Genomic DNA, 26,979 nt, shown 5'->3' on the forward strand with positions numbered 1-26,979 from the left:
AGAGAGTCCGCATGTCCCTGTGGCCCGTCTACACCGGCACGAACGAGCCGCACGACGGCATCACGCGGCTGCCCCCGCCGCCGCCGTGGCGCGCCTTCGACGGCGGTCCCGTCCTGGACGCCCCGCGCACGGACCGCTCCGCGACCTCCCCGGACCGCGCGCACCGCGCCCGCACCTACCGCGCCACCGACGAGTGCGTCCAACTCGTCAACGCCGCCCTGTACTTGCGCCGGCCGCTGCTGGTCACAGGACCGCCCGGCAGCGGCAAGTCGAGCCTCGCGTACGCGGTCGCGCGCGAGCTGGGCCTCGGTCCGGTGCTGCGCTGGAACATCACCAGCCGCAGCACGCTGCACGACGGCCTGTACCAGTACGACCCGCTGTCCCGCCTGTACGCGGCGGGCCGCGCCGCCGCCGAAAGCGCCCCGGGCGCCGGGCCCCGCACCGGCATCGACTCCGGTGTCGGCACCGGTACCGGCACGTCAGGCACCCCAGGCGCACCTGACACTCCAGACACCGACGCCACGGCAGGCACCACCCCCACCGCCCCGCCCCAGGACCGCACCGGCATCGAGGACCACCTCCGCCTCGGCCCGCTCGGCACCGCCCTGCTCCCCTACGCCCACCCCCGCGCCCTGCTCATCGACGAGATCGACAAGAGCGACCTGGATCTGCCGAACGACCTCCTGAACGTCCTGGAGGAGGGCCAGTACGAGATCCCCGAGCTGGCGCGCGTCGCCCGGCACACGCCGTCCGCCTCGCTGCCCGCCGACGGCTCGGACGATCCGGTCACCGTGGTGAAGGGCCGGGTGCGCTGCCGCGCGTTCCCGTTCGTGGTGCTCACCAGCAACGGCGAGCGCGAGTTCCCGCCCGCCTTCCTGCGCCGCTGCGTCACCCTGCGCCTGCGCCGCCCGCACGGCGAGCACCTGGAGGAGATCGTCCGCGCCCACCTGGGCGAACCCGACGCGCACGCGAGGGAGTTGATCGACCGGTTCGTGGCCCGGGGCAGCGGCGGCGAGCTGGCCACCGACCAGCTGCTCAACGCCATCTACCTCACCGGCGCGGCCGGTCTCGACGCCTCCTCGCGGGACGAGTTGGCGCGGCTGCTCATGCCGTATCTGAGCGAGGGCGCGGAGCACGCTCCGGACCAGGGTTCCGATGCGGCCTTCTGACCAGGCGGAGGGCGGGGGCGCCCCGGGAGCCGGGCGCGCCCCCGCTCCCACCCGTGCCTCCGCCGTCGCCGGGCTCGCCGCCGTCCTCAGCGGCGCGGCGGGCGGAGGCGAAGGGCCGTCCGCCGCCGAGCTCGCCGAACTCCTCTGGCTCGCCCGGCATCTGCCGCCGCCCCCGGAGCCCGAGAGCCCGGACGGGACAGTGGACAGCGGCACGGCGGCACGGCCGTCGGCACCCGGCGCCCCGGGTCCGGGCGGCCCCCTCGCGACGCCCCGCGCCGACGCGGCCCGACCACCCTCCGCCGACCCGGCCACCCCGGAAGACCCAGCGGCCCGCACCGGCTCGGCGGCCCCGACCGCCCCGGACCCCGCCCCGTCACCGCACCCCGGCCGCACTCCCCCGGCCGCCGCCCCCACCCCGCACGCCGACTCCCGCGTCCCCCTGCACCTCCCCGCCGCGAGCCACCGCCCGGACACCTCCGGGCACACCCCGACGGACCCCGGAGCAAGCCCGGCCCACCCCACCCGCACAGCGGTCGACGGCACCGTCCTCCACGTACCCGTACCGCCGATGATCGCCCACCCGCTGGCGCTCCAGCGCGCCCTGCGTCCGCTCGGGCGCCGGGTGCCCGCGCCCGTCGGGCGGGTCCTCGACGAGGAGGCGACCGCGCACCGCATCGCCGCGCTCGGCGCGCACCCGCGCGGCTGGCTGCCGGTGCTCCGCCCGGCACAGGAGCGCTGGCTGCGGCTGTGTCTGGTGTACGACGACGGGCCGACGATGCCCGTGTGGCGGCCGCTGGTGCGCGAACTGCACGCGGCCCTGGTGCAGTCGGGGCTCTTCCGCACGGTCGAGCTGCACCGGGCCGGGCCCGACGGCACGGTTCCGGCCCGCGCGGCCGCCGCGCCCGCCGCGGGCCGTACCGTCGTCCTCCTGGTCAGCGACTGCATGGGCCCGCAGTGGCGGGAGGGCGGGGCCGGACGCCGCTGGTACCGCACGCTGCGGCACTGGGCGTCGCGGCTGCCCCTCGCCGTGCTCCAGCCGTTGCCCGAACGCCTCTGGTCCACGACCGCGCTGCCCGCGACGCCGGGCCTGCTCGCCGCGCCACACGCCGCCGCCCCCGCCGCCACGTACACGTTCGAGCCCTTCGACCCCGATGCCGCCGAGCCGTCCGCCGTCCCCCCGGACGCCCTGCCCGTGCCCGTCCTCGACGCGTCCCCGCGGTGGCTGGCGAACTGGTCGTCGCTCGTCGCCGACGTGGGCGGGCGCCGACTGCCGGGCTCCGTCGGGTGGTTGGCGCCGCGCCCGGCCGCGGCGCTCGCCCAGGACGGCGTGGAGCGCGCGGACGTCACGCTCCTGTCCCCGCAGGACCTCGTCCTGCGCTTCCGTTCCACCGCGTCGCCGGAGGCGTTCCGCCTGGCCGGGCATCTGGCGGTGGGCGAGCCGCACCTGCCGGTCATGCGGCTCGTCCAGGCGGCGGTGGAGCGGCGCCCCCGCGCCCAGCACCTGGCTGAGGTCATCCTCAGCGGCATGCTCACGGACACGCCCGAAGGACCGCCGGGGTCGTACGCGTTCCGGGACGGCGTGCGGGAGGTGCTGCTCGGGACGGTGCCGAGGTCGGCGCGCGGGCGCACCCGGCAACTCCTGGCCCGGGTAGGGGCGTTGATCGACGAGCGGGCGGGGGTGGCGCCCGGGGAGCTGCGGGCCGTGGCGCTGGGGGCCGGGCGGGGCGCCGGGGCCGCCCCGGCGGCGGTCGAGGGAGAGCCGTTCGCGACGGTGAGCGCGGAGAGCGTGCGGCAGTTGGCGGGGGTGGCGGCAGAGGACGAGGGCTCGGTCTCCGGGCTGATCGACGGGCGGTACCGGGTGACGCGCCGGTTCCGGCACGGTCACGACCTGTGCGCGCAGGACACCCAGCGAGGCGACCGCACCGTGGTCGTGGCACGCTACCGCGACGCGCCGCCGGACTCGCTCTGGCGCTTCGAAACGCTGCGGCGCGCCCTTTCGGGCCTGCGGCACCCGAACGTGGCCGCCCTGCTGGGCGACGGCACCCTGCGCGGAGTACCCCATCTGATCCTGGAGCACCACGACGGGGAGACGCTGCACACCGCCCTCGACCGGCAGCCGAGCGGCCTTCCCGTCAATCAACCAGTGGACCTGGCACGTCAGTCGGCGAAAGGCTTGCTGGCCCTGCACACACACGGGATCGCCCACGGCCAGCTGTCATCCCGCTGCGTCGTCCTCGCCGACCACGGCCCCGTCCTCTACGGATTCGGCCTGCTCGCCCTCGACGACACGACCCGCGCGGCCGACCTCCGCGACCTCGGCCGCCTCGTGCACCTGATGCGCACCGGGGACTGGCTGACGCGGCCGGAACAGCTCACGCTGCCCCACGGCGCGGACCACTCGTTGCCGGAGCACCTGGAACACGAGCTACGGCGGGCCGTGGAGGAACTGGTGTCGCAGGACGCCGCACTCCAGGCGCGGGGCGCCCAGCGACTCGCACGCCTCACCCCGCGTGAAGAGCACCCACGCCGCTACGACCTGCTCGGCCCGCTGCGCGTCACGCGCGGCGGGCACCCCCTGGCCGTCGAGTCCCCCCAGGAACAGGCCGTGCTCTGCATGCTGCTGCTCCGCGAGGGCGAAGCCATGCACGAGGACGAGCTGGCGGCCGGGCTGTGGAATCCCCCCCTTCACCCGGGGTACGGCGACCGCCTCGTGCGGACGTACGCGTCCCGCCTGCGCAACGCCCTCGGTCCGGGCTCCGTGGAGCCCAGCGGTGACGGATACGCCCTGTCGGCCTCCCCTGACGACGTCGACGTCGTGCGCTGCCGGAGGCTGGCCGCCGACACCGAGGAGGCCCGCGCCTCCGGCGACCTCGCCCGCGCCCGCGCGCTCGTCGAGTCCGCCCTCCAGCTGTGGCGCGGCGACCCCCTGCCGGACGTCCCCGGCCCGGCGGCGAAGGACACCCGCGCACGGCTGCGTCTTCTGCGCACCGCGCTGCTCCGCACCCGCGCCGAACTCGGCCTGGAGATGGAGGAGTTCGACCGGACCCTGGCCGACCTCCGGGCCGCGCTCGGCGAGTTCCCCCACGACGAGGACCTGCGCCGCCTCCACCTCGTGGCGCTCAAGGGCCAGGGCCGCGTCGACGAGGCGATCACCGCGTACGAGGAGTACCGCACCCTGTGCCTGGCGGAACTCGGCACCGAACCGCCCGCCGTGCTGCGGGAACTCCGCCAGGAGCTGGCCGGCCTACGCGCCGCCGAAGCGACGGCCCAGGCGCCCACCACCCTCGCCTTCGCCTTCGCCACCAGCCCGGGCTGGCAGGCGGACACCCTGATGAAGCTCAGCCGGACCGTCGCCCGGCTGCTCACGCAGGGCGGCGCCGCGGCGGAGCAGTTCGACCTGCTGCCCCGCGAGCGCGGCTGGGACGCGGTGGTCTCCGCCGAGGTGCCGCGCGCCCCGCTGCTGGCGGCGATCCTGCGCGAACTGCCGTTCACCGTGGGCGCGTACGCGGGCCTGGGGCTGCTCGTCACCGTCGGGGACGCCCCGGCCCCGGCAGGACAGCCGCGCACCGGCACCGCCGCCGGGGCCGACGAGGCGGTCGTCGTGGTCCCGGGTGACGTCCACGACGAGCTGTACCGGGAAGGCCCGGCCGACATGACGCGCTTCAACCCGGTGCCGGGGTCGACCGCCTGGGTCTGCCGGGTCCCGGCCGTCGCGGGCCGCCCCACCGGCACGTTCCCCTCGCTGCCTGACGCCCTCGACCGGGCCGACACCGTCGTCCTCGGCTTCGACGGCACCCTCACCCGGCTCTACGCCCCCGGCAAGGCCCGCGAGGCCACGCTCCGGCTGCTCGCCCTCGTCGTGGAGCGGCGCGGCCCCGAGGCGGCGCTCGGCGGCACGCCGGTGTCCCGCGTCGAGGGCGGCAGCGAGTACGTCCACCCGCTGGACGTCCTGCGCGCCTTCGCCGCCGAAGGCCCCCTCGCGGCCGACCTCGCCGACCAGTTGGACCGCATCGAGCGGCAGGCCGTGTTCGCCGCGAAGCCCGTGCCGCACGCCGCCGCCCTCGTCCGGCTCCTGGCGGACGGCACCGGCCCCGGTCCTGCCCCCCGCCCCCGCACCCGGCCCCGCGCCGTGTGCCTGGTCACCGACACCGCCCCACGCGCCGTGGCGACGTACGTGGCCACCCATGAGCTGGCCGTCCGGGCGGACCGCATCCACTGCCGCACCGGCGACCTGACCCGGCTCCTGCCCGACCCGGAGGGCCTGCGCCGCGTGCTCGCCCGGCCGGGCGTGACCGCCGACCGCTGCCTGATGATCGGCGCCACCGTCGCGGAGGCGACCGCCGCCCGCGCCCTGGACGTCCCGTTCGTCGGGTACGCCCCCGACCGCCGCGTCCGGGAGCGCCTGCTCGCCGCCGGGGCCCGGCACGCGGTGAGCGCGCTCTCCCAGATCGTCGACGCCGTATGCCGGGCCTGAGGGGCTGTGCGCCGCCCCTGAGATCCTGTCCTCGGACCCCCGCCTGAGCCGCCGTCAGGCCTCCGGCGAGCGCGCGTCGTAGCGCAGGAAGGCCCGCCACCGCGCGGCGAGCAGGGCCACGGCGAGGACGCACGCGACACCGCCCCCGACGATCGCCACCCGGGGCGACACCGCCTCGCCGACCGTCCCGGCCAGGAAGTCGCCGAGCCGCGGGTCGTCCCGCTCGGACCGGTCGCCAGGTGCGTCTTCCCCAGATGCTCGTGTCACACGGGATGCTGACCGGCACCCGGGCCCCCGCCTCAAGCCGTTGTCGAACCGAGGATCACCCGCCCGGCGGCGCCCCGCCCGGCGCACCCCAGCGCGCGCTCCGCCCCGGGCCGCCGCACGATGCGAGACAGGAACGCCGTCCGGCGGTCCGCACGGTCTGCGCTCTCGGGAGGATCTGCCATGACCGTCAGCCTGGAACAGCTGCGTCGCTGCCATATCGCCGTCGACCTGGGGGCCGCGCGGACCCGCGTGTACGTGAAGGGCGCGGGCCTCGTCGTCGACGAGCCGAGCGCCGCCGCCGTCAACACCCGGACCGGCGCGCTGATCGCGGTGGGCCAGTTCGCGGAGCAGATGACGGGGCGTACACCTGGCTACATCCGCGTGGTGCGGCCCGTGTCCGGCGGCACCGTCGTCGACATCGAGATGTGCCAGCGGATGCTGCGGCACCTGCTCGGCGAGAAGCTGCGCCGCACGCTGCGCCGCAAGCCGCGGCTGCGGGCCGCCGCGTGCACCCCGCACGACGCGGACCCACTGGCGCAGCGGGCCGCGGTCGAGACGATGGTCGGGCTCGGCGCGCGCCGCGTGGAGCTGGTGGACACGCTGATCGCGGCCGCGGTCGGCTGCGGGCTGCCCGTGGAGCGCCCCGAGGCGACGATGATCCTGGTGTGCGGGGCCGCGACCACGCAGGTGGCCGTCCTCTCCCTCGGCTCGATCGTGACGGCCGAGCGGATCCCCGTCGGCGGCGAGGCCATCGACCACGCGATCGTGCAGCATCTGCGCCACCAGCACGAGCTGATGCTGCCGTCGCAGTCGGTACGCCCGCTCCAGCTCGCCCTCAGCGGCAACGGTCTGACCCCGCACGGCCCGGAGTCCACCGAGATCCACGGCCGGGACGTGGCGACCGGCCTCGCCCGCTCGGTGCAGGTGGAGACGGCCGCCGTCCGGGACGCCATCCACACGCCGCTGACCGCGGTCCTCGACGGCATCGGCAAGGTCCTGCGGGACTGCCCGCCGGACCTGGTGGCCGACCTCGCCGACCGCGGGATCATGATGGTCGGCGGCAGCGCGCTGCTCCCCGGCCTCGACCAGATGCTCGTGAACGCGACCGGCATGCCCGTACGCATCGCGGAGCGGCCCGACGTGTGCGCGGTGCTCGGTCTGGGTGCGATGCTCGAAGGCAAGATCCAACCACTGGTCCTCGACCCGCTGGCAGGCTGACCACGACCGGGGCCGGTGGCCGGGGCCCGGGCCCCGGCCACCGGGTCTCAAACACCGGGTCTCGAACACCGGGTCTCGAACACCGGGTCCCGAACACCGGGTCCCGCACCGACGGGGAGTACGCCGACGCCATGACCGACGACGTCACCGCACCCCCGCTCCCCCTGCTCCTCGACGCCGTCCTCAGCGTCGGCACCGAACTCGAACTCCACGCCACGCTCCAGCACATCGTGACCAGCGCGGTGCGCCTCACCGGCGCGCGGTGGGGGGTCCTCGAGGTCGGCGAGGGGGCGGGGAGCGGAGCGGGCGAGGTGTTCACGGCGGGGGCGGGGGCTGGCGGAGGCTTGGGGGGTGGTGGGGTGGGCGGTTGCGTCGGGGTGGACGGCTCCGCCGGGGTGGAGGGCTGCGTCGAGGCGGGCGACTCCGCCAGGACGGACAGCTCCGCCAGGACGGGCGCAGCTCCCGACGCGCCCGCCACCGGTGCGGCACGCAGGTCCGGCGGGGCTCCGGACGGCGACCGCCTCCCGGGCCACGGTGAAGCGGGCGGCACCCGCGGGGCGCAGTCCGTGAGCGCGGCGCACGAGACCGACCGGGCCACGGGCCATGGCGAGACGGACGACTCCCGCGGGGCGCACACCACGGGTACGGCGCGCGGGTCCGGGCAGGCCCCGGGCGGTGACGGACTCCCGGACGACGGTGAGGCCTCCGCGTCCGGCGTCGGCCCGGGCTCGTTGAGTGTTCCCATCCTCGTGCGCGACGAGGAGTTCGGGACCCTCCATCTCGCCCCCGGGGCCGCCCGCCCGTTCAGTGACGCCGACCGCGGGCTGCTGCGGATCCTCGCGGGGCAGGCCGGGATCGCCGTCGGCAACGCCCGCCTGTACGAGACCGCCCGGCAGCGCGAACGCTGGATCGAGGGTGCCGCGGCCGTCACCACCGCCCTGCTCACCGGCGAGGCCGCCGCCGACGCCCTGATGACGGTGGCTCAGCAGGCGCGGCTGCTCGCGGGCGCGGCGGCCGGAGTCGTCCTCCAGCCCACGCCCGCCGGCGGCATGTCCATCGTGGCGGCCGCCACGGACGCCGCGGGCGGCGGGCTCCCGCCCGAGCGCCGCAGGCACCCCGCCGCAGCCGCCCAGAACGACCTCATCGGCACCACCATCGAGCCCGGCAGCGCCGTCCTCGAACAACTCCTCGGCGGCGAACCGGTGTTCATCGAGGACTCCGCGACCGATCCGCGCATGACGACCCACGTGCGGTCCCGCTTCGGGCCCAGCATGATGCTGCCCCTCCAGGCGGGCGGCCGCCTCATCGGCACCCTCGCCCTGCCGCGCCGCCGCGGCGACCGCCCCTACACGGCCGTCGAACGGCTCCTCGCCACCCAGTTCGCCTCCCAGGCCGCGCTCGCCCTCGTCCTCGCCGACGCGCAGCAGTCCCGGCAGCGGCTCGCCGTCTTCGAGGACCGCGACCGGATCGCCCGCGACCTGCACGACCTCGTCGTCCAACGCCTCTTCGCCACCGGCATGATGCTGGAGTCGACGCGGCGCAGGGCCGGTTCGGCGCCGGTGGAGACGGCGCTCGACCAGGCCGTGGACGAGCTGGAGTCCACCATCCAGGAGGTGCGGACGGCCATCTTCGCGTTGCAGCAGCCGCCTGCCGACGCGCCGACGACGTTCCGGGGGAAGGTGCTCAAGGAGACGGCCGGGGCGGGTGCGCTGCTCGGTGTGCAGCCGTCCGTCCACTTCAGCGGCGCCGTCGACACGCGCGTCACCGATCCGGCCGCGGGGCGGCTTCTGCGGGCCCTGCGGCGAGCCCTCGCCGCGGCGTCCCGGCGGGCCGGCGTCACCCGGGTCGACGTCGCCGTCGACGCGGGGGTCGGGTTGCCCGACGGGCGGGGTGGGGTGCGGCTCACTGTGTACGACGACGGGGAGACGGACGGGGTGGGTGCGGGGACTACGGTGACGTGGCAGGCGCCGCTGTAGCCCTGCGGGGCATTCCCCAGTCCCGCCCCTTCCCGAAACCGGGGCCTCGCCCCTGGACCCCGGGGGTGGGTGTCCCGTGCGGGTGGGACAGTCCTCCCCGGATCGGCGCGGAGCGCCGATCGGGGGCTACAGAGGTACGACGGACACCTCTGTCGCCTTCACGCTCGTCCAGACGGGAGCCCCGTCCGTCAGGGCGAGTTCGGCCGCCGCGGCGGGGGTGATCTCGGCGACGAGGTCGGGGGCGTCCGGCGAGGTGATGAGGACGCGCAGACGGCTCCCGGCCGTGGTGATCTCGCGGACGGTCCCGGGCCACACGTTGCGCGGGCTGCCCGCGGGCTTCTCCCGGTGGACGGACACCGCTTCGGGGGCGATGACGGCCAGCGCCGAGGCCCCCGAGTCGAGGGGATCGGCGACGACGAGCCGCCCCGCCCCGGCAAGGGCGAGCGTACCGTCGGAGGCCACCGTGCCGGGCCACGCGTTGCGCCCGAGCATGCGGGCCACCCACGGCGACCGCGGATGCCGGGTGACCTCGGCGGGCGGCGCGTCCTGCAGGGCACGCCCCTCGTCGAGTACGAGGACCCGGTCGGCGAGGGACACGGCCTCGACCGGGTCGTGCGTGACGATGAGGCAGACACCCCCGAAGCCGTCGAGGTGCCCCCGCAGGGTGTGCCGCACGTGCGCCCGCGTCGTCTGGTCGAGCGCGGCGAGCGGCTCGTCGAGGAGCAGCAGCCGCGGCCGCGCGGCGAGGGCCCGGGCGAGGGCCACCCGCCCGGCCTGCCCGCCCGACAGCTGCGCGGGCCTGCGGTGCGCGAGGTGCCCGACGCCGAGCCGGTCGAGCCACGCCTGCGCCGCCCGCCGGGCCTCCGCACGCGGTACGCCCTGGGCCCGCAGCCCGTACGCCGTGTTGCCGAGGGCGGTCAGGTGCGGGAAGAGGGCGCCGTCCTGGGGCACCCAGGCGACCCCCCGCCGGTGCGGGGCGAGCGCGGTGACGTCGGCGTCGCCGAGGCGCAGGGCGGCGTGCGCGCGGGGCGTCAGGCCGAGGAGGGCGCGCAGGAGGGTGGTCTTGCCCGCGCCGTTGGGCCCGACGACGGCGATGGTGGTGCCGGGTTCGGCGTCGAGGGTGAGGCGGGTGAACCCGGTGACGTCCGCGCGCAGCGCCCAACTCCCGCCGGGTTCTGGCACCTTGGCGAGGGGATCACCGGCCGGCGAATCCCGTACGGCGTCGGTGCCCTGCCCGCGCAGGGCATCGCCGCCCGCCCCGCTCACACCATCGGCGCCCGGCTCCCGTACCGCGTCGGCACCCGCCCCACGTACCCCCTCCGCACCGCCACCACCGGCCCCCGCGACCCCGCCTCCCCCGGTCCACCGCCCCCGCAGCGCCACCAGCACCGCCATCGCGATGGCGAGCAGCAGCAGCGACACCGACGTGGCCGCCTCCGGCGAGTCCTGGAGCAGCAGGTACACCTGGAGCGGAAGGGTCTGCGTCGTCCCGGGCAGGTTCCCCGCGAAGGTGATCGTCGCGCCGAACTCGCCGAGCGCCCGCGCCCAGGTGAGCGCGGCCCCGGCGGCGAGACCGGGCGCGACCATGGGCAGCGTGACGGTGCGGAACACCCGCGCCGGGGACGCGCCGAGGGACGCGGCCGTCTCCTCGTAGCTGGGCCGCAGCCCGGCGATCGCGCCTTCCAGGCTGATGACGAGGAACGGCATGGAGACGAACGTCGCCGCGACGACGGCACCGGAGGTGTGGAAGGGCAGGACGACGCCGAAGGTGTCCTCCAGCCAGGGCCCGAGCAGCCCGCGCCGTCCGAAGCCGAGGAGGAGCGCGACCCCGCCGACGGTCGGCGGCAGCACCATCGGCAGCAGGACGAGGGACCGGACCAGCGCCTTCCCGGGGAACGGGACCCGCGCGAGCAGCCAGGCCAGCGGCACGCCGAGCAGCAGGGAGAGCCCGAGCGCCCAGAGGGACACGACGAGCGACAGCTGGAGCGCCTCGGTCACTCCGGGGCTGGTCAGGTGCGCGCGGAGCTGCCCCCACTCCGTACGCGCCAGGACCCCGACGAGGGGCATCAGCAGGAACGCGACGGCGAGCAGCGCCGGCACCGCGAGCACGAACGGCGCGCGGACGCGGCCCCCGCCCGGCCGTGGTCGGCTGCGGAAGCGGTTCATCGGTGGGTCCTGACGTACGGGGCGGAGGGGCAGGGGGTCAGAGGGGCAGGGGGTCAGAGGGGCAGAGGATCACGGGCTCAGGGGTCCCGGGTCCCTGGTCGCGTCACGGCTTCTGGAAACCCGCGTCCTGAAGGATCTTCTGCGCCTCGGGCGTGCTGAGCCACTTCACGAACGCGTCCGCGGCCTCCTTGTGGCCGGACTCCTTGAGCGTGGCGGCCGGGTAGGACGCCACGGCGTTCTGCGCGTCGGGGATGGTGACGGCGTCGACCTTGTCGGGGGCGGTCGCGGCGTCCGTCTTGTAGACGATGCCCGCGTCGGCCTCGCCCAGCTCGACCTTGCTGAGCACCCCGCGCACGCTCGTCTCCTGCGAGACGGGCTCGACCTTGAGCTTCTGGGCGTCGAGCACCTGCTGGCTGTAGCGCCCGACGGGCACCTCGGGGGCGGCGAGCACGACCTTCAGGCCGCTGTCGGTGAGGTCCTCGAGGCTCTTGATCTTCTTGGGGTTGCCGTCGCGGGTGGCGATGACGAGGCGGTTCTTGGCGATGACGCTCGGCGAGCCGACGTCGGACTTCAGGCCGTCCATGGTCTTGGTGTCGGCGGTGACCAGCGCGTCGGCGGGCGAGCCCTGCTTGACCTGCGCGGCCAGTTCCTGCGAACCGGCGAAGGAGAAGGTGAGCTTCGTGCCCGGATGCTTCTTCTCGTACGTGGTCTCGACGGTCTTGAACACGTCGGTGAGCGACGCGGCGGCGAGCACGGTCAGGTCGGCCTCGGGCACGGCACCGCTCTTGCCGCCCTTGCCGCCCTTGTCCTTCTTGCTGCCGCCGTCGTCGTCACCGCCGCAGGCGGCGAGCGGGAGGAGCAGCGCGGCGGCGGCCACCGCGGCGGCGGCGCGGCGCCTGCCCCGCCGGGAGCGCGCGGCGCGGGACAGGAGCGAGGCAGGGGAAACGGGGGACATGAGCGGGACTCCTAGGAGGGCGTTCGAGGGTTCAGACGCGGTCGATGTGCACGCTGGTGGACTTCACCCGGGCGGTGGCCTCCATGCCGACCTCAAGGCCCAGTTCCTCCACCGCCTCGCGGGTGAGCAGCGAGACCAGGCGGTGCGGGCCCGCCTGGATCTCGACCTGCGCGGCCACGTCGCCGAGCTTCACGGCGGTGACGATGCCGGGGAAGGCATTGCGCGCGGACGTGTACGTGTCCTCGTCCTCGGTGGTGCCAGGACCGTTCTGGGCCAGCTCCACGGAGAACGCCGCCAGGTCGCGCCCGTCGATGACGCGGCGCCCGGCGTCGTCCCGCCGCGTGGCGACCCGCCCGGCGTCCGCCCAGCGGCGGGCGGTGTCGGGGCTGACGCCGAGGAGCCGGGCGGCCTGACCGATGGTGTAGGACTGCATGTGCAGCACGATAAGCCCGTTTGCCTGGCAATTGTAAAAGTTCAGGCGAACCTACATCGCAGATGCGAGGGGGCGCTCCACCGGCTGGACGAAGCGCCAAGGCGGCCCGGGAGCGCGGCCGAGGGGTCCGTCCGTCACCGCGCCTCCGCGCTCCGTACCGTCAGGATCCGCACCGACCGCTCCCCCGCGTGCCCGTCCCGCCCGTGCCAGCAGCGGTAGTTGTCGAGTACGAGGATGTCGCCCGCGTCGAGCCGGAAGCGCGGCAGCGCGTCCTCGAGGCCGTGCACGGTCCGCGTGAAGCGTTCCAGGAGGGCGGTGACGCGCTCGGCGTCCGGATCGCGGTGCAGGGGCACGGCGCCGTCGGTGCGCCGCACGATGCGCCGCCCGGTGCGCGTCCACTCCACGTGCCGTCCGACGCGCGGCGTCGCGGGCAGCCCGCGCAGGCCCGCCCACGCCCCGTACAGATCCACGTCGCACCCCGTCAGGAAGTCCGCCAGCTCCGGGTCGGCCGCCGCGAGCCCGTCCACGAACCGGCCCGCGTCCAGCGCGAAGGAGTGCCCGCCGGACGGGGCCGGGCGCACGCAGTGCACGAAGACGTGGTCCTCGTCGGGGTGGCGACGCCTGCTGGGTACGCCGCCCACGTCCACCGCCACGTCGAAGCTGTCCGCGTGCAGGTGGACGGGGCCGCCGTCCCGCGAGGTCCGCAGCCGCTGCGGGTACAGCTCGCGCAGCCGGGCGCCGAGCACTCGCGCGGCGGCGAGGGTGAGGGGGTCGGCGCCGCCCGTCGCGTCTGCGGAGAGCACGACGGCGCCGTGCGCGGCGAGCAGCGCGGGCGCCTCGTCGAGGCGCTCGGGCGGGACGCGGGGCGGCACGATGCCGTGGCCGGGCACGGCGGCCGAGGAGCGATCGCCGTGCGGCGGCTGACCGCCGTCCGACAGGCGACCGCCGTTCGACAGGGGGTCACTCATCCCGTACGCCCTCCGCACGCGACTCCCGCCGCGCGAACCCGCGCGCGCTCGGCACCAGCGCCGCCGCCGCGGGCGCCGCGAAGCACAGCACCGCGCACACCGCGAGCACGGGCCGGGGCCCGAACTGCTCGATGGCCGGGGCGATCAGGGCGAGCCCTGCGGGCGCGAGGCCGTAGGACAGCATGAAGTCGAGGGACGAGACCCGGGCCAGCTTGTCGGGGGCGACCTCGCGCTGCGTCGCCGTGAACCAGGGCACGTTGAACAGCTCGATGCCGATCCCCGCCACCGCGTACGCGGCCACGACGACCACCCAGTGCACGGGAAGCAGCAGGCTCAGCGGCGCGAAGCCGTACAGGCCGAGGCCCGCGAGCGCGGCCCAGCCCTGCGCGCGGGGGCGCCAGCGCGCGACGACGACGGCCCCGCCGAGCGCGCCCAGCGTGTACGCGGTCATGGCGGCGGCGAGGACGAAGCCGGTGTCGTACTTGTCGCGGCTGACCAGTGGGAGCGCGACGCCGGTCGCCGAGTAGCCGGTGCTGATGACGACGGTGAGCGCGCCGAGCCCGGCGAGGAACCAGGGGTGGCGGCGCGCCTCGCGCAGCCCCTCGGCGAACTCCGCGAGGAACGAGGGCCGTCGGCGGACGCCGTCACCGTCCACGCGGTCCGCACTCACGCCGTCACCGTCCATGCCGTCCGCACTCACGCCGTCCGCGCCCGCGCCCTCGGCCGCGGCGCCCCCCGACCGCCTCGCCCCTGGCCCCGGCATCAGCGCCGCCACCAGCCACAGCACCCCGATCCCGAGCAGCAGCGTCCAGGTGTCGAGGGCGACGGCGAGCAGCGCCGTCAGGGAGGGTCCGGCGAGCGTGGTGGCCCGTACCGACAGGGTCATCGCGGCGTTGGCCGCCTGGCGGCGGTCCTCGTCGACGACTTCGGCGGTGAGCGCCTGGAAGGCGGGGCGGCACGCGCCCTGCCCCGCGCCCGCGACCACGGCGGCGGCGAGCATCAGCGGGAGCGACCGCCCGAGGCCCAGGGCGAGCAGCGGGGTCGCGGCCGCGGCGGCGAGGCCCGCCCAGAGGACGACGCCGCGCCGCGAGTACCGGTCGGCGAGGACCCCGCCGACGGCGACGGCCACGAGGAAGCCCGCGGTACGGGCGGCGAGCAGCAGGCCGAGCGTCGCCGCGCCGATGGTCCGGTCGAGGACGGCGAGCCCGAGCACGAAGGGCAGCGCCCAGGTCGCGAGCCCGGACGCGGTGGTCCCGCACCAGAGCCGCAGGAAGGCCAGGTCCCGCAGCACACCCGGCCCCCGGCCCGCTCCCCCGGCCGCCTCGGCCCCGCCAGCCCCTTCGCCACCGCCAGCCCCTTCGACACCGCTAGCCCCGTCGGCCTCCCGGGCCCCCTCGGCCCCCGTCCGTATCGGCGTAGTCGCCACGTGACGTACTTCCTCTCCTGATCGTCCGCACGGGCCTCCCGCGGCCCTCGTACGGATCTCGAAATCGTTATGCGGTCCGACATCGGCGCTCAACTGACCTGCGACACAAGGCAGTTGAGACGGACCAGCGGCACGCCATCGACCGACGACAGCCACCCCGGAACCCATTAATGAAAATGATTGCCATTACAGTACCCTTATCGCGTCCCACCCGAGACCGGAGGTCCCATGCGCCACCGCCACCCCGCCCGCTACGGCATAGCCGCCCTCGCACTCGCCCTCACGGCCGTCGGCTGTTCGTCCTCCGACGGCGGCGGCTCCGCGTCGGACGACAGGGCGGGCGGCCGGGAGACGACCGTCACGAGCTGCGGCCGGAAGCTGAGCTTCGACGGGCCGCCCGAGCGCACCGTCGCCCTCGACCAGTCCTCCACCGAGGTGCTGCTCGAACTCGGCCTCCAGGACCGCATGGCCGGTACGTCCAACCTGAAGACGAAGATCGCGCCCGAGTACAAGAAGGCGTACGACAAGGTCGACGTGCTCAGCCCGAAGATCCTCACCAGCGAGCAACTGCGCGCCGCCACACCGGACTTCACCATCGGCGGCTTCACCGACTACTTCACCAAGGACCGTGTCGGCACCCGCGAGGAGCTGGCCGACCTCGGCCTGCCGTCGTTCGTGAGCGCCGTGGACTGCCCGAAGCAGAACGCCGCCAAGGGCACGAAGTCCCCCTTCGAGCTGCTCTTCCAGGACTACCGGGACCTCGGCGAGATCTTCGGCGTCGAGAAGCGGGCCGCGAAGCTGGTCAAGGACCAGCGGGCCACGCTCGCCGAGGCGGCGAGGACCGCGGACCGGGTCGAGGGCAAGCCCACCGTCGTGTGGCTGTACTCCGTGTACGGCGACACCCCGTACGTCGCGGGCAAGAGCGCGATCCCCAGCGAGATGAGCCGGGCCGTCGGCGCGAAGAACGCCTTCGACGACATCGACGAGGACTGGCCGACCGTCACCTGGGAGCAGATCGCCGAGCGCGACCCGGACTTCATCGTGATCGGCGATCTGTCGGAGCGCGGCAAGCCCGGCGACAGCGCGGCCGACAAGCTCAAGGCGATCCGCGCGAACCCGGTGACGGCGAAGCTCGACGCCGTCGAGAAGAAGCGGTTCATCGAGATCCCGGGCACGGAGATGGACCCGTCGGTCCGCACGGTCGGCGCGCTGCCGCGCCTCACGGCCGGGATGAAGGACCTCGGGTATGCCCGCTAGCCCGGGCGCCCCGGACCTGCTGCACCCCTCGGCCCGGGACACCGCGGCGCCGGCGTCCCCGGTGGACCCCGCCCCGGAGCGGACGGCGCGCCGCGCGCGCCTGTCCGCCCCCTCGGCGGCGACCCTCCACCTCCTCGCCGGCCTCGCCCTCGCCGTCTCCCTCGTCGCGTCCGTCCGGATCGGCACCACCGACGTGTCGTACGCGGACGTGGTGCGCACCGCCGGGTTCCATCTGGGCCTGGACGTCGAGCCGTTGCCGCGCCTGGTGGACTCGCTCATCTGGGAGCTGCGGGTGCCGCGGGTGGTGATGGCGGCGCTGGTGGGGGCCTCGCTCGCGGTGTGCGGCGCGGCGCTCCAGGCGATCACGCGCAACGCGCTCGCCGACCCCTATCTGCTCGGCATCTCCTCGGGGGCGTCGACGGGCGCGGTCGCGGTGGTCGTGCTCGGGGTCGGGTCCGCCTCGCTCGGGGTGACCGGCGGCGCGTTCGTGGGCGCGATGGTGTCGTTCGGGCTGCTGATGCTGCTGCTCAGGAAGGGCGGCCTGGACTCGGTCCGGGTGGTCCTCACCGGTGTGGTCGTGTCGCAGCTCTTCACGGCGCTGACCTCGCTCGTCCTGATGGCGTCCGGCGACTCCGAGGCGATCCGGGCGATCACGCAGTGGCTGCTCGGCTCGATGGCCCCGGCCCGCTGGGACACCACGGCGGTGACCGCGGCGGTGACGGCGGCGGGGCTGCTCGTCCTGTGGCTCAACTCGGCCGCCCTGGACGGGTTCTCGTTCGGTACGGACACGGCGTCGTCGCTCGGTGTGGACGTCCGTACGACGCGCTGGGTGCTGCTCGTCGTGACGTCGCTGATGACGGCGGTGGCGGTGGCGTCCGTGGGCGCCATCGGGTTCGTCGGCCTGATCGTGCCGCACGGCGTGCGGTTCCTCGTCGGGCCGCGGCACCGGACGCTGCTTCCGCTGTCGGCGCTGGTGGGCGCGGTGTTCCTGGTGTGGACGGACGCGCTCGCGCGGGTCGCGTTCGCGCCGCAGGAGGTGCCCGTCGGGGTGTTCACGGCGCTGCTCGGCGTGCCGCTGTTCCTGCTGGTCCTGCGCAAGCGGGGGGAGCTGTGAGGATCACCGCCGAAGGCCTCGCCTGGTCCGTGGCGGGCAAGCGCGTCATCTCCGGCGTCGACCTGGACATCGCGCCGGGCGAGACGGTCGGCCTGATCGGCCCCAACGGCTCCGGCAAGTCCACCCTGTTGCGCTGTCTCACGGGTCTGCGCACGCCGACGTCCGGCTCGGTCTCGTACGACAAGGAGCCGATCCGGTCGTGGAGCGCGCGCCGCGTCGCCCGCCGTGTGGCGTTCGTGGAGCAGGCCGCCGACACCGACAGCGACCTGCGGGTCGAGGACGTCGTGACCCTCGGCCGTACGCCCTTCGGCGACCGGTGGCGCGGGTTCGGTGCGCGGGACCGGGCCGTCGTCGCCGCGGCTCTCGCCCGCCTCGGCCTCACCGAGCTGCGCGAGCGCCCCTGGAAGGCGCTGTCGGGCGGTGAGCGCCAGCGCGCCCACATCGCGCGGGCCCTGGCGCAGCAGCCGTACGCGATCCTGCTCGACGAGCCGACCAACCACCTCGACGTGAAGCACCAGTTGGAGCTGCTCGGCCTGCTCGCGGCCACCGACCAGACCGTCCTGGTCGCCCTGCACGACCTGTCCCTCGCCGCCCGGTACTGCGACCGGCTGCTCCTGCTGCACGGCGGCCGCCTCGTCGCCGAAGGGCCGCCGCGGGACGTCCTGACGCCACGGCTCCTCGCCGAGGTGTTCGAGGTGGACGCGGTGACCGGCCCGGACGCGCTGGGGCACCTCGCGGTCGCGTATCGGGGTGCCGCCGCGCCCCCTGTCGCCGCGGACCCGGACGCCCCCCTTTCCCCCGTCCCCACGTCCCCCGCCTCCTCATCCCACGTCCCCGCACGCGCCCCCGTGGGCCACCCCACCCCCGAACTCGTCGACTCCCCCACCCCGAAGGAGACCTGATGGACAGCACCGCCACCGGAGCCGCCCTGCTCGACCAGTTGCCGCCGCCGCTGCCCGCCGAGCGCGTCATCGCGCTCAACCAGCCCAAGGCGGACCTGCACACCCCTCGCTCGTACACCTGGAACGGCTGGTCCTTCGACGTGCCGCCCGGCGTGTTCATACCCGGCTGGACCAGCCGTCTCGTGCACGAGCGGCTGCTCGACGGCCGCATCGAGACACGCTTTCGCCGGTACGCGGCGATGGGTGCCGGGCTCGGCGTGGAGGCGGTGGCGGCGGGGGTGCGCGGGGCGCGTGAGATCTACGCGCTCGACGTGCACCCCGAGAGCGTCGCCACGGCGGCCCGGCACTACGCGCGCCTGGTCGGCGAGCGCTCGGGCGCGGACCTCGTCCCGGTCGTCGGCGACCTCTTCGACGGACTGCCCGACGGCGTCCGGCTCGACGTCGTGACGTTCAACCCGCCCGCGGTCAGCCAGCCGGTCAGCGAGGACCCCGACGTCGTACGGAACGTGTGCGTGGGGGCGCCGCTGCTCGCGCGGTTCTTCGCGCAGCTCGCCGAGCGGGACCTGCTCGCGCCGGGCGGCGAGGTGTACGTGATCGTGTCGAACACCGCCGATCTGCGCGCCATCGTCGGGGACGCGCTGGCCAGGGGCTTCACGGCGGAGGTCGACCATCTGCACGACTGGGAGGACGGCGTGCTGACGCTCCTCCTCAAGTTCCGGCTTCCGCCCGGGGCGACTTCGCAGCCCACGTCCCGGCCCGCGTCCCGGACCGCTTCCCAGCCCACGCCCCAGTCCACCTCCCAACCCGCTTCCCAGCTGATCCGCGGAGGCCTCGCGTGAAGACCGTCGACGAACTCCTGTCCGCCGTCCTCGCCGGTGAACTCGGCCCCGATCCGGCCGAGTTGACAGCCACCAGCGTGTTCTGGATCCACCACGGCACGCGCCTCGCGGGCGGCGATGTCACCTACCTCAACCAGTACGTCCTCGTGCGCGTCGGCGGGGCCTTCGGCGGCTGCGCCTTCGAGGCGGGCGAGATCGACCCGGCCATCTGCCGGGACGCGTCGGGCAGTTCGCTCGCCACGCTCCTCCGGGAGGCGCCGCGGGCGCTGCGGACGGCCGCGCTCGACGCCTACCTGGCCACCGTCTCGCCGCACCGCGAGGCCCCCGGCGCCGAGCCCGTGACGCTGCCCGCGGGCCCGCCGGAGGTCCGCGCGGTGGCGCGGGACACGGCCATCGCGGGCCTCCTCGACATCGAGCCCGGCGCCAAGGTCGCGCTGATCGGCGTCGTCAACCCGCTGGTCGCGGCGATCCGCGAGCGCGGCGGCGACCCGCTGCCCTGCGACCTCAACCTGCGCACGACCCAGTGGGGCGACCCCGTCAGCGACGACATGCACGAGGTGCTCGCCGCGGCCGACACCGTCGTCGCCACCGGCATGACCCTCAGCAACGGCACCTTCGACACGATCCTCGCCCGCTGCCGCGAACGCGACGTGCCGCTGATCGTGTACGCGCAGTCGGGCAGCGCGGTGGCCCGGGCGTTCCTGGGCGCCGGGGTGACCGCGCTGTCCGCGGAGCCGTTCCCGTTCTCGCAGTTCAGCGCCGAGCCGACGGCCCTGTACCGGTACCGGGCGGCGCCGCGCGCGAAGGGCGGGTCGTGACGGACGCGGCGCCGGAGGACGCGGTCGGCACCGGTCACGCCGCCTGTCACCACGGCGAGATCCTCCAGGGCGTCTTCCTCGACGACCGCGGGCGGCGCCACGCGGGCCTGGTCACCCTGCCGATGCCGGCCCTCGGCACCCGCGCGGAGTTCGTACGCCGCCCGGGGGCCCAGGACGTGACGGTGGTGCCCGCCGACCGCACCAAGGCGCTGCGGGCCGCCACGTACGCGATGGCGGAGTGCGCGACGCACTGCCAGGAGCCGCTGTGCGGCGGCGAGTTGCGGCTGACCGGCGCCGTGCCCGTGGGCCTCGGCATGGGCTCGTCGAGCAGTGACGTGATCGCCGCGGTGCGCGCGGTCGCGGACGCGTTCGGGATGCTCCTCGCACCGGAGGCCATCGCGCGGCTCGCGGTGCGCGCCGAGCGGGCCTCGGACCCGCTGATGCTGGACGGCCGCCCGCTGCTCTTCGCCCAGCGGGAGGGCCGGGTCCTGGAGGAGTTGGGCGCCGCGCTGCCGCCCGCGGTCGTCGTCGGCTGCGCGCTCGGCGGCGGGCGGCCCGTGGACACCCTGTCGCTGCCGACGCGCGGGTACGACGACGAGGACGTGCGCGCGTACGAGCGGCTGCGCGCCCTGCTGCGGCGGGCCGTCGCCACCGCGGACCCGGTGCTGCTCGGGCATGTAGCGACCGAGAGCGCCCGGCGCGGCCAACGCGTGCTTCCGCACGAGGAGTTCGGCGAGCTGACGGCCATCGCGGGCCGGGTCGGCGCCGTGGGCGTGCAGGTCGCGCACAGCGGCAATGTGGCGGGCCTGCTCTTCGACCCGGCGGCACCGGACCTGCGGGGGCGGCTGCGCCGCTGCTCCCAGGCGCTCGCGGCGGCGGGCATCCCGGCCACGTACACCTTCGCGACGACCTCGCAGGGCGCCACCCCGCACGCCCCGCACCATCCGCACCACTCACCTCATCCACCCACCCCCTGCACGAGTGCACCCAACAGCGAGGAGTCCCCGCATGGCCGAGACGGACGAGCACATCGCGGAGGCGATCGGCCGCCCCGACCTGATACGTGTCGACGAGGGGCTCATCTGCCTGCGCTTTGAGACCATGAAGGTCGTGTCGGCGCTCGCGGCGGTCCGCCATCTGCTCGCCACGGGCGCGGTACGCCGGGGCGACACCCTCCTCGACAGCTCCAGCGGCATCTACGCGTACGCCCTCGCCCTGGCCTGCCACCGCTACGGCATGCGCTGCCACATCATCGGCTCCACCACCGTCGACCACACCCTGCGCACCCAACTCGACATCCTGGGGGCGCACTTGGAGCAGATGCCGCCCAGCTCCGACCTGAAGCTGGACCAGAAGCGGCGGGTCGCCCGCGTGCACGAGATCCTGCGCGCGCACCCCGAGTACCACTGGATGCGGCAGTACCACGACGACATCCACTATCTCGGCTACCGCGCGATCGCCGACCGCGTCCGCGCTGCGGCGCCCGCGGACGGATCGCCGCTCACCCTGGTCGGCGGGGTGGGCTCGGGCGCGTCGACCGGCGCCCTGGCCCGCTACCTGCGCGCGGACGGCGCGGGCCCGGTGCGGCTCACGGGCGTGCAGCCCTTCGGCAGCGTCACGTTCGGCAGCGAGCACGTGGCCGACCCGGAGATCATCATCGCGGGGATCGGCAGCTCGATCCCGTTCGCCAACGTGTCGCACACGGCGTACGACACCGTCCACTGGCTGTCGTTCGACACCGCCCTCGCCGGAAGCGTCGACCTGCTGCGCCGCCACGCCGTGTTCGCGGGCCTGTCCACCGGAGCGAGCTACGCGGCGGCCCGCTGGGAACACGCCCAAGTGCCGGGCGGCACCACGGTGTTCATCGCGGCCGACACCGGCCACCGGTACGTCGACACGGTCTTCGCCCGCCACGCCGAAGCCGCCGACCTGGACGGCCTCGCGCCCCGCACGGTGACCTCCCTGGCGGAACTCGCCCTGCCCTGGTCACGGATGGAGTGGCGCGGAGCGGAGGCGCCCGTCCGGGCGGAGGCGGCGGCCGGGCCCGCGCACGGGCCCGCTCGGGCGGGTCTCCGGGAGCAGGCACGGGGTTTGGCATGATCGAGGGAGGGGCGGGTCGGGGCCGGTGGGGGGAGGCTGGGCGTGGACGTCGGTGCGGGCGCGGAAGTCGGTGCGGGCGCGGGCACGTGCGTGCGTCTGGGCGTCCGTGACCACCGCGCGGACACGTGCGCGGACACGTGCGCAGGCACGGACACGTGCGCAGGCACGGACACGTGCGCAGGCACAGACGCTTGCACAGGCACAGACGCTTGCACAGGCACAGGCACAGACGCTTGCTCGGGCCTGGGCTTCCGTGACCCCCACGCGGACACATGCGCGGGCACGGACACATGCGTGGACCTGGACGTCCGCGACCCTCGCGGCCGACCTGATCTCGGTGCCCTCCGTGCCGTCACCCGGCGTCTGATCGGCCTGGACTCCACCGGGGGCGGGGCTGCCGCCGTGCCCCTCGTGCGGGCGGTCGTGCGCGAGGTGCCCGAGGTGACCGCCGACCCCGCCGTCCTCGCGGGCGCGGGCAGCGACCGGCTCGCCGTGCTCGCGGAGTTGTGCGAGGTGATCGGGTGGATCCTCTTCGACGCGGGGCACCACGGGGCCGCCCACCGGATGAACGCCCGCGCGCTCGCCCTCGCCGAGCTGTGCGGCGACCGCTGGACGGCCCGCCTCACCCTGCTCAACGACAGCATGCTCCTGACCCACACCGGGCGCCCACGGGCCGCCCTCGCGGCCGCCGCCCGGGCCCGGGACCCCCGCCCGCTGCCGCCGCGCGTCGCGGCCCTCGTACTGATCCGCGAGGCACACGCGACGGCGCTGCGGGGCGCCCGGCGCGAGCCGGTCGACCTCATGGCCCGCGCCGACAGCCTGTTCCTGGACGGCGTCTCGCGGCACGACCCGGCGTGGGCCTGGTGGCTCGACGAGCGGGAGCTGACCGGCCACCGGGGCTGGGTCGCCGCCCGCGTGCGGGACTTCGACCGCGCCGTCCCGCTGCTGCTCCGCGCCGCCACGGGGCCCGGCGACCCGTCCTACCGCCACCTGTTCTCGGCCCACCTCCTGGCCGCCCTGACCGGCGCCGGGGCGTGGACCGAAGCGGAGCGACTCGTCGTGGACCTCGCCCCGCGCGCCGCGGCCCTCGGCTCGGCGCGCACCACCGAGAGTCTGCGGGGCACCGCGCGCCGCCTGCTGCACGGACCGGACCGCGCCCCGGCGTCCGTACGGGACGCGGCGGTGTTCCTCCTGGAGTCGCTGCCGTCTCCCCCTAAGACGTGCCCGATGGGCCCACGCCCCTGACACCCCCGGTATGCGAGCTGCTGCGCGAGCCCAGGCCGGTGCCGACCGTGCGGGTCAGGCGGGCGCCGGCGGTGGCCGTCGGCGCCGGCGGACCGGGCCGCGCCCCGGTGCGGAGACAGGGCCTTTCAGGTGAAACGTGCGCTTAACGCCTTGTCGTAGCGGCCGAAGCCGCCCCCCACCACCCCACAGTTGACGCGTCCTCAGGTCCCCTCGTGGTCGGAAGTGCTGTGGTCCCCATCGCCCGCCGGTACCGTCGCGCCCTCGTCGCCGCGGTGGCCGTCCTCGTCGCCGCCCTCGCCGCGCTCGCCCTCGTGCCCCACGACAGCGCGGCCCGCGTCGACCCCCGGATGAGTGTCCGCCTCGACCCGGGCACGTCGCCCGTGCCCGCGGGCGACCATGTCACGTACAACGGGTTCATCCAGTGCTCGATCCCCGGCGACTGCCAGTCGGTGACCGTCACCTTCACGCCCCCGCCCGGCGCCTCCGGCAAGGGCGTGGTGTCGCAGCCCTACCCGCCGGGCGTCACCGGCGTGACCGCGAACGACGACGGCACCGTGACCGTCACGTACAGCTCCATCGCCAGCGGGCAGAGCTCCCAGCTCACCGTGAGCTGGCCCACCGAGGACTACTGGACGCCGCCGGGCGGCCAGGAGGCGCAGATGTCGGCGACCGCCACCAACGGCGACGGCACCCCGAGCACCGACGACGCCGTCGTCGAGGTGAGCGCCGAGCCGAACCCGGCGATCCGCAAGGAAGGCCCCTCCCGCGCCCGGCCCGGCGAGACCCTCACGTACAAGGTCACCGCCACCAACGACCCCCGTAACTCCAACCGCCCGCGCGGCAACCTCGCCCTGGAGAACGCCGTCCTCACCGACGTGCTCCCCGAAGGCGTCGACCTCGTCGACGCCACCCCCGCGGGCTACACCTACGACGCGGCGACCCGCACCATCAGCTGGCCCGTCGACACCGAACCCGACCGGCCCGGCGACCAGCTGGCGCAGGTGAAGAGCTACCCCTACGGCGTCGTGCACGAGATCCGAGTGAAGGTGCGCGACGGCGTCGCCGACGGCACCACCCTCACCGACACCGCGTCCATCACCGGCGACCCGTTCGGGCCGGAGACCGGGAAGATCACCAAGTCCGACACGGCCGACACCGTCGTCGGCACCGGCGGCGGCGAGGTGTCCGGCACCCTCGACAAGTCCGTCGACCCGCCGCTCGCCGCGGACGGCCAGCGCGTCTCGTACGTCCTGCGCTTCGCCAACACCGGCACCGACGCCGCGGACGCCCGCCTCAGCGACACCCTGCCCCGCGGGTTCGACCCCCAGACGCTCAGCCTGTCCACCCCGTCCGGCGGAACCTACGGCGGCGACTGGTCGGTGGTCGTGACCCGACGCGACGGCAGCACCGAGACCATCAACCCGTCCGGGCAGACCATCGACCTCAGCGGCGCGGGCGACCTCGTCGCCGTACGCGTCGACGTGCCGCGGCTGCCCGCGGGCACCAACCTCGTCGTGCAGATCTCCGGCCGCGCCGACGGCTCCGAGGTCCCCGGCGGCAGCGGCGACATCGACAACTGCGCCCGCCTCGGCCTCACCGGCGGCAGCGGCACCGCCGACGAGGAGTCCTGCGCCAGCTTCCACATCGAACCCGAGGTCTCCCAGCCCGAGCTCGCCAAGTCCACCGACCCGGCACCGGTCGGCCCCGGCGGGCGCCACACCTGGACCGTGACCCTCACCAACGACCGCTACCGCACCGGCTCCTCCCCGCTGCGCCCCCGCTTCGTGGACCTCGTGCCCCGCCAGCTCGCCTACGAGAAGGGCTCCTGGACCCTCGCGGACGACCAGCCCGACTACTGCCCCGCGGGCGACCGCTTCACCGAGACCGTCACCGAAGGCCCCGAGATCCCCGGCGGCCGCACCCGCGTCGAACTCACCGCCGAACCCGGCGCCGAGATCCCCGCCGACGACTCCGCCTGCGTCTACACCTTCCGCACGACCGTCGAACCCGGCGTCGCCAGCGGCACCTACGGCGGCTCACCGGGCGACGCCGACTACGCGGGCAACCGCGCCGGGCTCTACGACGCCGAGCGGCCCATCAACACCCGCACCACCGACCGCCACGACATCGACGGCGACGGCGACACCGGCGAGAACGTCGCCGACGCCACCGACGACTTCGCGATCGCCGAGTCCTCCGCGCTGTTCGTGACCAAGGAGGTCAAGGGCGACAAGGACGACGCGTTCAAGGGCTCCGCGGAAGTCCCCGGCAAGGAGGACGAGGTCGGCCAGTCGACGATCGGCGGCACCGTCGAGTACCGCACCGTCCTCGGCAACATGGGCAACACCACCCTCACCAACGTCGTCGCCTACGACCTGCTGCCCGCCCCCGGCACCACGGGCGTCACCAGCGGACGGTACGAGGACGACGTCACCAGCCAGTGGCGGCCCCGGCTCACCGGGCCGATCGACGCGGGCTCGGCGCCCGTGACCCTCACCTACTCGGAGAAGGCCGACCCGTGCCGCCCCGAGATGGACAACACCCCGGACGACAGCGCCCCCTTCCAGTGCGACGGCCGGCCCGACCCGTCCTTCGTGCCCGCCGGCCAGGTCACCGACTGGAGCCGGATCCGCTCGGTCCGCTTCGACTTCGGCGACCATGTGTTCTCGGCCGGAGAGCGCTATACGCTGCGCTGGACCATGGACGTGCCCGAACGCGGCCCCGACGGGGAGCCGTTCGAGGGCGGCGAGCGCACCTGGAACAAGATCGCCATCGCCGGTGACCGGCGCCAGACCGACGGCACGACGCGACCGCTGCTCGCCACGGAGGCACCGTGGGTGGTCGACGAGGTCCGACCCGCCCCGTCGCCGTCGCCGTCACCCTCGGACTCGCCGTCCCCGTCCCCGTCACCCTCGGACTCACCTTCGCCGTCACCGTCACCCTCGGACTCCCCGTCCCCGTCCCCGTCGCCCTCGGACTCCCCGTCCCCGTCACCGTCACCCTCGGACTCCCCGTCCCCGTCCCCGTCGCCCTCGGACTCCCCGTCCCCGTCCCCGTCGCCCTCGGACTCACCTTCGCCGTCACCGTCACCCTCGGACTCACCTTCGCCGTCCCCGTCACCCTCGGACTCACCGTCGCCGTCCGACTCCCCGTCCCCTTCGGACTCCCCGTCCCCCTCGCCCTCGGACTCGCCGACCCCGTCGGACTCCCCGTCGCCGTCCCCCTCGGAGTCGACCCCGTCCCCGACCCCGCCGCTGCCGGACACCGGGTCCGGGGGCGTGTGGATGGCGTCGGGCATCGCCGCGGCACTGCTCGCGGCAGGCACGTTGCTCGCGGCGATCGCACGCAGGCGGCGCGAGGTGCGCGACCACCTGTGAGGCGAGCCCTCGCGGGGCCTGTTCCAGGAGCCGGGGGCGACAGCTGCTGAACTCAGCCCACCTACGACTACGAAGAGTGGCTACCCAGCAGGAACGTCCTGCGCCGTACCCAGCCCTACCGATGACGCCCAGCCAAGGCTCACGCCGACGCGTCACTACAGACGAGGCTCCAGCGCGAATTCGTCGCCGGGATGCTGTGGCTGGGGAGGGGTTTGCGGCGTATGTCAGCAGTTTGTGCACACGAGGATGGGATGCCGGTATCTCAAGATGTAAGG

General features: G+C 75.1%; 18 protein-coding genes and 1 pseudogene. 13 read left to right on the forward strand and 6 right to left on the reverse strand.

All coding sequences use genetic code 11. The annotated features are described in order from the left end of the window. Positions 1 to 11: 11 nt before the first annotated feature. A complete protein-coding gene (locus tag ACZ6BG_RS03630) occupies positions 12 to 1,169 on the forward strand; it encodes an AAA family ATPase (RefSeq protein WP_468996458.1) in 1,158 nt (385 codons plus the stop codon). Next, positions 1,156 to 5,643, forward strand: a complete 4,488-nt coding sequence (locus ACZ6BG_RS03635) for an SAV_2336 N-terminal domain-related protein (RefSeq protein ID WP_468996461.1) — start codon at positions 1,156 to 1,158, stop codon at positions 5,641 to 5,643. Before ACZ6BG_RS03630 ends, ACZ6BG_RS03635 begins: the two co-directional genes overlap by 14 nt. Positions 5,644 to 5,697: 54 nt before the next feature. Here the strand turns inward: ACZ6BG_RS03635 and ACZ6BG_RS03640 are convergent. Then, positions 5,698 to 5,856: pseudogene (locus ACZ6BG_RS03640) on the reverse strand (MFS transporter); the annotation flags it as partial. A gap of 234 nt (positions 5,857 to 6,090) precedes the next feature. Between ACZ6BG_RS03640 and mreB the strand changes: the two are divergent. After that, positions 6,091 to 7,128 (forward strand): rod shape-determining protein MreB, encoded by a 1,038-nt coding sequence (mreB, locus tag ACZ6BG_RS03645; protein ID WP_468449557.1) that lies wholly within the window; start codon positions 6,091 to 6,093, stop codon positions 7,126 to 7,128. Positions 7,129 to 7,259: 131 nt separating this feature from the next. Continuing rightward, positions 7,260 to 9,104 (forward strand): GAF domain-containing protein, encoded by a 1,845-nt coding sequence (locus tag ACZ6BG_RS03650; RefSeq protein ID WP_468996466.1) that lies wholly within the window; start codon positions 7,260 to 7,262, stop codon positions 9,102 to 9,104. 126 nt (positions 9,105 to 9,230) lie between these two features. On the opposite strand, the gene ACZ6BG_RS03655 is transcribed toward ACZ6BG_RS03650, so the two are convergent. From ACZ6BG_RS03655 to ACZ6BG_RS03675, 5 genes are all read right to left on the reverse strand, one after another. Beyond that, positions 9,231 to 11,270 carry an ABC transporter permease gene (locus ACZ6BG_RS03655; RefSeq protein WP_468996469.1) on the reverse strand — a complete coding sequence of 680 codons (2,040 nt, stop codon included), beginning with the start codon at positions 11,268 to 11,270 and terminating at the stop codon, positions 9,231 to 9,233. Between the two features lie 103 nt (positions 11,271 to 11,373). Further along, positions 11,374 to 12,225, reverse strand: a complete 852-nt coding sequence (gene modA, locus ACZ6BG_RS03660) for a molybdate ABC transporter substrate-binding protein (protein ID WP_468996473.1) — start codon at positions 12,223 to 12,225, stop codon at positions 11,374 to 11,376. 31 nt (positions 12,226 to 12,256) lie between these two features. Beyond that, a complete protein-coding gene (locus ACZ6BG_RS03665) occupies positions 12,257 to 12,658 on the reverse strand; it encodes a TOBE domain-containing protein (RefSeq protein ID WP_468449561.1) in 402 nt (133 codons plus the stop codon). Positions 12,659 to 12,792: 134 nt separating this feature from the next. Then, entirely contained in the window at positions 12,793 to 13,626 is an 834-nt protein-coding gene (locus ACZ6BG_RS03670; protein ID WP_468996479.1) for a TauD/TfdA family dioxygenase, read from the reverse strand. Continuing rightward, the gene (locus ACZ6BG_RS03675) at positions 13,619 to 14,917 is read right to left on the reverse strand and encodes an MFS transporter (RefSeq protein ID WP_468996482.1); all 1,299 of its coding nucleotides are present in this window, start codon (positions 14,915 to 14,917) and stop codon (positions 13,619 to 13,621) included. The genes ACZ6BG_RS03670 and ACZ6BG_RS03675 overlap by 8 nt, the downstream gene beginning before the upstream one ends. Positions 14,918 to 15,280: 363 nt before the next feature. On the opposite strand from ACZ6BG_RS03675, the gene ACZ6BG_RS03680 reads away from it, so the two are divergent. The 9 genes from ACZ6BG_RS03680 (at position 15,281) to ACZ6BG_RS03720 (ending at position 26,704) form a co-directional block, all read left to right on the forward strand. Continuing rightward, on the forward strand, positions 15,281 to 16,309 hold the full coding sequence (locus ACZ6BG_RS03680) for an ABC transporter substrate-binding protein (protein WP_468996484.1): 1,029 nt from the start codon (positions 15,281 to 15,283) through the stop codon (positions 16,307 to 16,309). After that, the gene (locus ACZ6BG_RS03685; protein WP_468996486.1) at positions 16,299 to 17,423 is read left to right on the forward strand and encodes a FecCD family ABC transporter permease; all 1,125 of its coding nucleotides are present in this window, start codon (positions 16,299 to 16,301) and stop codon (positions 17,421 to 17,423) included. Before ACZ6BG_RS03680 ends, ACZ6BG_RS03685 begins: the two co-directional genes overlap by 11 nt. Further along, complete coding sequence (locus ACZ6BG_RS03690) at positions 17,420 to 18,325, forward strand: ABC transporter ATP-binding protein (RefSeq protein WP_468996488.1); 906 nt, start codon at positions 17,420 to 17,422, stop codon at positions 18,323 to 18,325. Before ACZ6BG_RS03685 ends, ACZ6BG_RS03690 begins: the two co-directional genes overlap by 4 nt. Next, complete coding sequence (locus ACZ6BG_RS03695) at positions 18,325 to 19,164, forward strand: methyltransferase (protein WP_468996491.1); 840 nt, start codon at positions 18,325 to 18,327, stop codon at positions 19,162 to 19,164. The genes ACZ6BG_RS03690 and ACZ6BG_RS03695 overlap by 1 nt, the downstream gene beginning before the upstream one ends. After that, entirely contained in the window at positions 19,161 to 19,982 is an 822-nt protein-coding gene (locus tag ACZ6BG_RS03700) for a Rossmann-like domain-containing protein (protein WP_468996494.1), read from the forward strand. Before ACZ6BG_RS03695 ends, ACZ6BG_RS03700 begins: the two co-directional genes overlap by 4 nt. Next, complete coding sequence (locus ACZ6BG_RS03705; protein ID WP_468996497.1) at positions 19,979 to 21,079, forward strand: GHMP family kinase ATP-binding protein; 1,101 nt, start codon at positions 19,979 to 19,981, stop codon at positions 21,077 to 21,079. Before ACZ6BG_RS03700 ends, ACZ6BG_RS03705 begins: the two co-directional genes overlap by 4 nt. Continuing rightward, complete coding sequence (locus tag ACZ6BG_RS03710; RefSeq protein WP_468996499.1) at positions 20,991 to 22,082, forward strand: pyridoxal-phosphate dependent enzyme; 1,092 nt, start codon at positions 20,991 to 20,993, stop codon at positions 22,080 to 22,082. Before ACZ6BG_RS03705 ends, ACZ6BG_RS03710 begins: the two co-directional genes overlap by 89 nt. Before the next feature lie 294 nt (positions 22,083 to 22,376). After that, positions 22,377 to 23,327: a DNA-binding protein gene (locus tag ACZ6BG_RS03715; protein WP_468996503.1), complete on the forward strand. Its 951-nt coding sequence runs from the start codon at positions 22,377 to 22,379 to the stop codon at positions 23,325 to 23,327. Positions 23,328 to 23,539: 212 nt separating this feature from the next. Beyond that, positions 23,540 to 26,704: a hypothetical protein gene (locus ACZ6BG_RS03720; protein WP_468996505.1), complete on the forward strand. Its 3,165-nt coding sequence runs from the start codon at positions 23,540 to 23,542 to the stop codon at positions 26,702 to 26,704. Positions 26,705 to 26,979: the final 275 nt, after the last annotated feature.

The sequence above is a fragment of the Streptomyces sp. NPDC041205 genome (genome assembly GCF_055591765.1).

What these genes read in the sequence shown, in the direction of transcription:
- ACZ6BG_RS03695 (WP_468996491.1), top strand. Translation starts at nt 18,325, where the DNA reads ATGGACAGCACCGCCACCGGAGCCGCCCTGCTCGACCAGTTGCCGCCG.
- modA (WP_468996473.1), bottom strand. Translation starts at nt 12,225, where the DNA reads ATGTCCCCCGTTTCCCCTGCCTCGCTCCTGTCCCGCGCCGCGCGCTCC.
- ACZ6BG_RS03630 (WP_468996458.1), top strand. Translation starts at nt 12, where the DNA reads ATGTCCCTGTGGCCCGTCTACACCGGCACGAACGAGCCGCACGACGGC.
- ACZ6BG_RS03655 (WP_468996469.1), bottom strand. Translation starts at nt 11,270, where the DNA reads ATGAACCGCTTCCGCAGCCGACCACGGCCGGGCGGGGGCCGCGTCCGC.
- ACZ6BG_RS03665 (WP_468449561.1), bottom strand. Translation starts at nt 12,658, where the DNA reads ATGCAGTCCTACACCATCGGTCAGGCCGCCCGGCTCCTCGGCGTCAGC.
- mreB (WP_468449557.1), top strand. Translation starts at nt 6,091, where the DNA reads ATGACCGTCAGCCTGGAACAGCTGCGTCGCTGCCATATCGCCGTCGAC.
- ACZ6BG_RS03710 (WP_468996499.1), top strand. Translation starts at nt 20,991, where the DNA reads ATGGCCGAGACGGACGAGCACATCGCGGAGGCGATCGGCCGCCCCGAC.
- ACZ6BG_RS03670 (WP_468996479.1), bottom strand. Translation starts at nt 13,626, where the DNA reads ATGAGTGACCCCCTGTCGAACGGCGGTCGCCTGTCGGACGGCGGTCAG.
- ACZ6BG_RS03650 (WP_468996466.1), top strand. Translation starts at nt 7,260, where the DNA reads ATGACCGACGACGTCACCGCACCCCCGCTCCCCCTGCTCCTCGACGCC.
- ACZ6BG_RS03635 (WP_468996461.1), top strand. Translation starts at nt 1,156, where the DNA reads ATGCGGCCTTCTGACCAGGCGGAGGGCGGGGGCGCCCCGGGAGCCGGG.
- ACZ6BG_RS03685 (WP_468996486.1), top strand. Translation starts at nt 16,299, where the DNA reads ATGCCCGCTAGCCCGGGCGCCCCGGACCTGCTGCACCCCTCGGCCCGG.
- ACZ6BG_RS03680 (WP_468996484.1), top strand. Translation starts at nt 15,281, where the DNA reads ATGCGCCACCGCCACCCCGCCCGCTACGGCATAGCCGCCCTCGCACTC.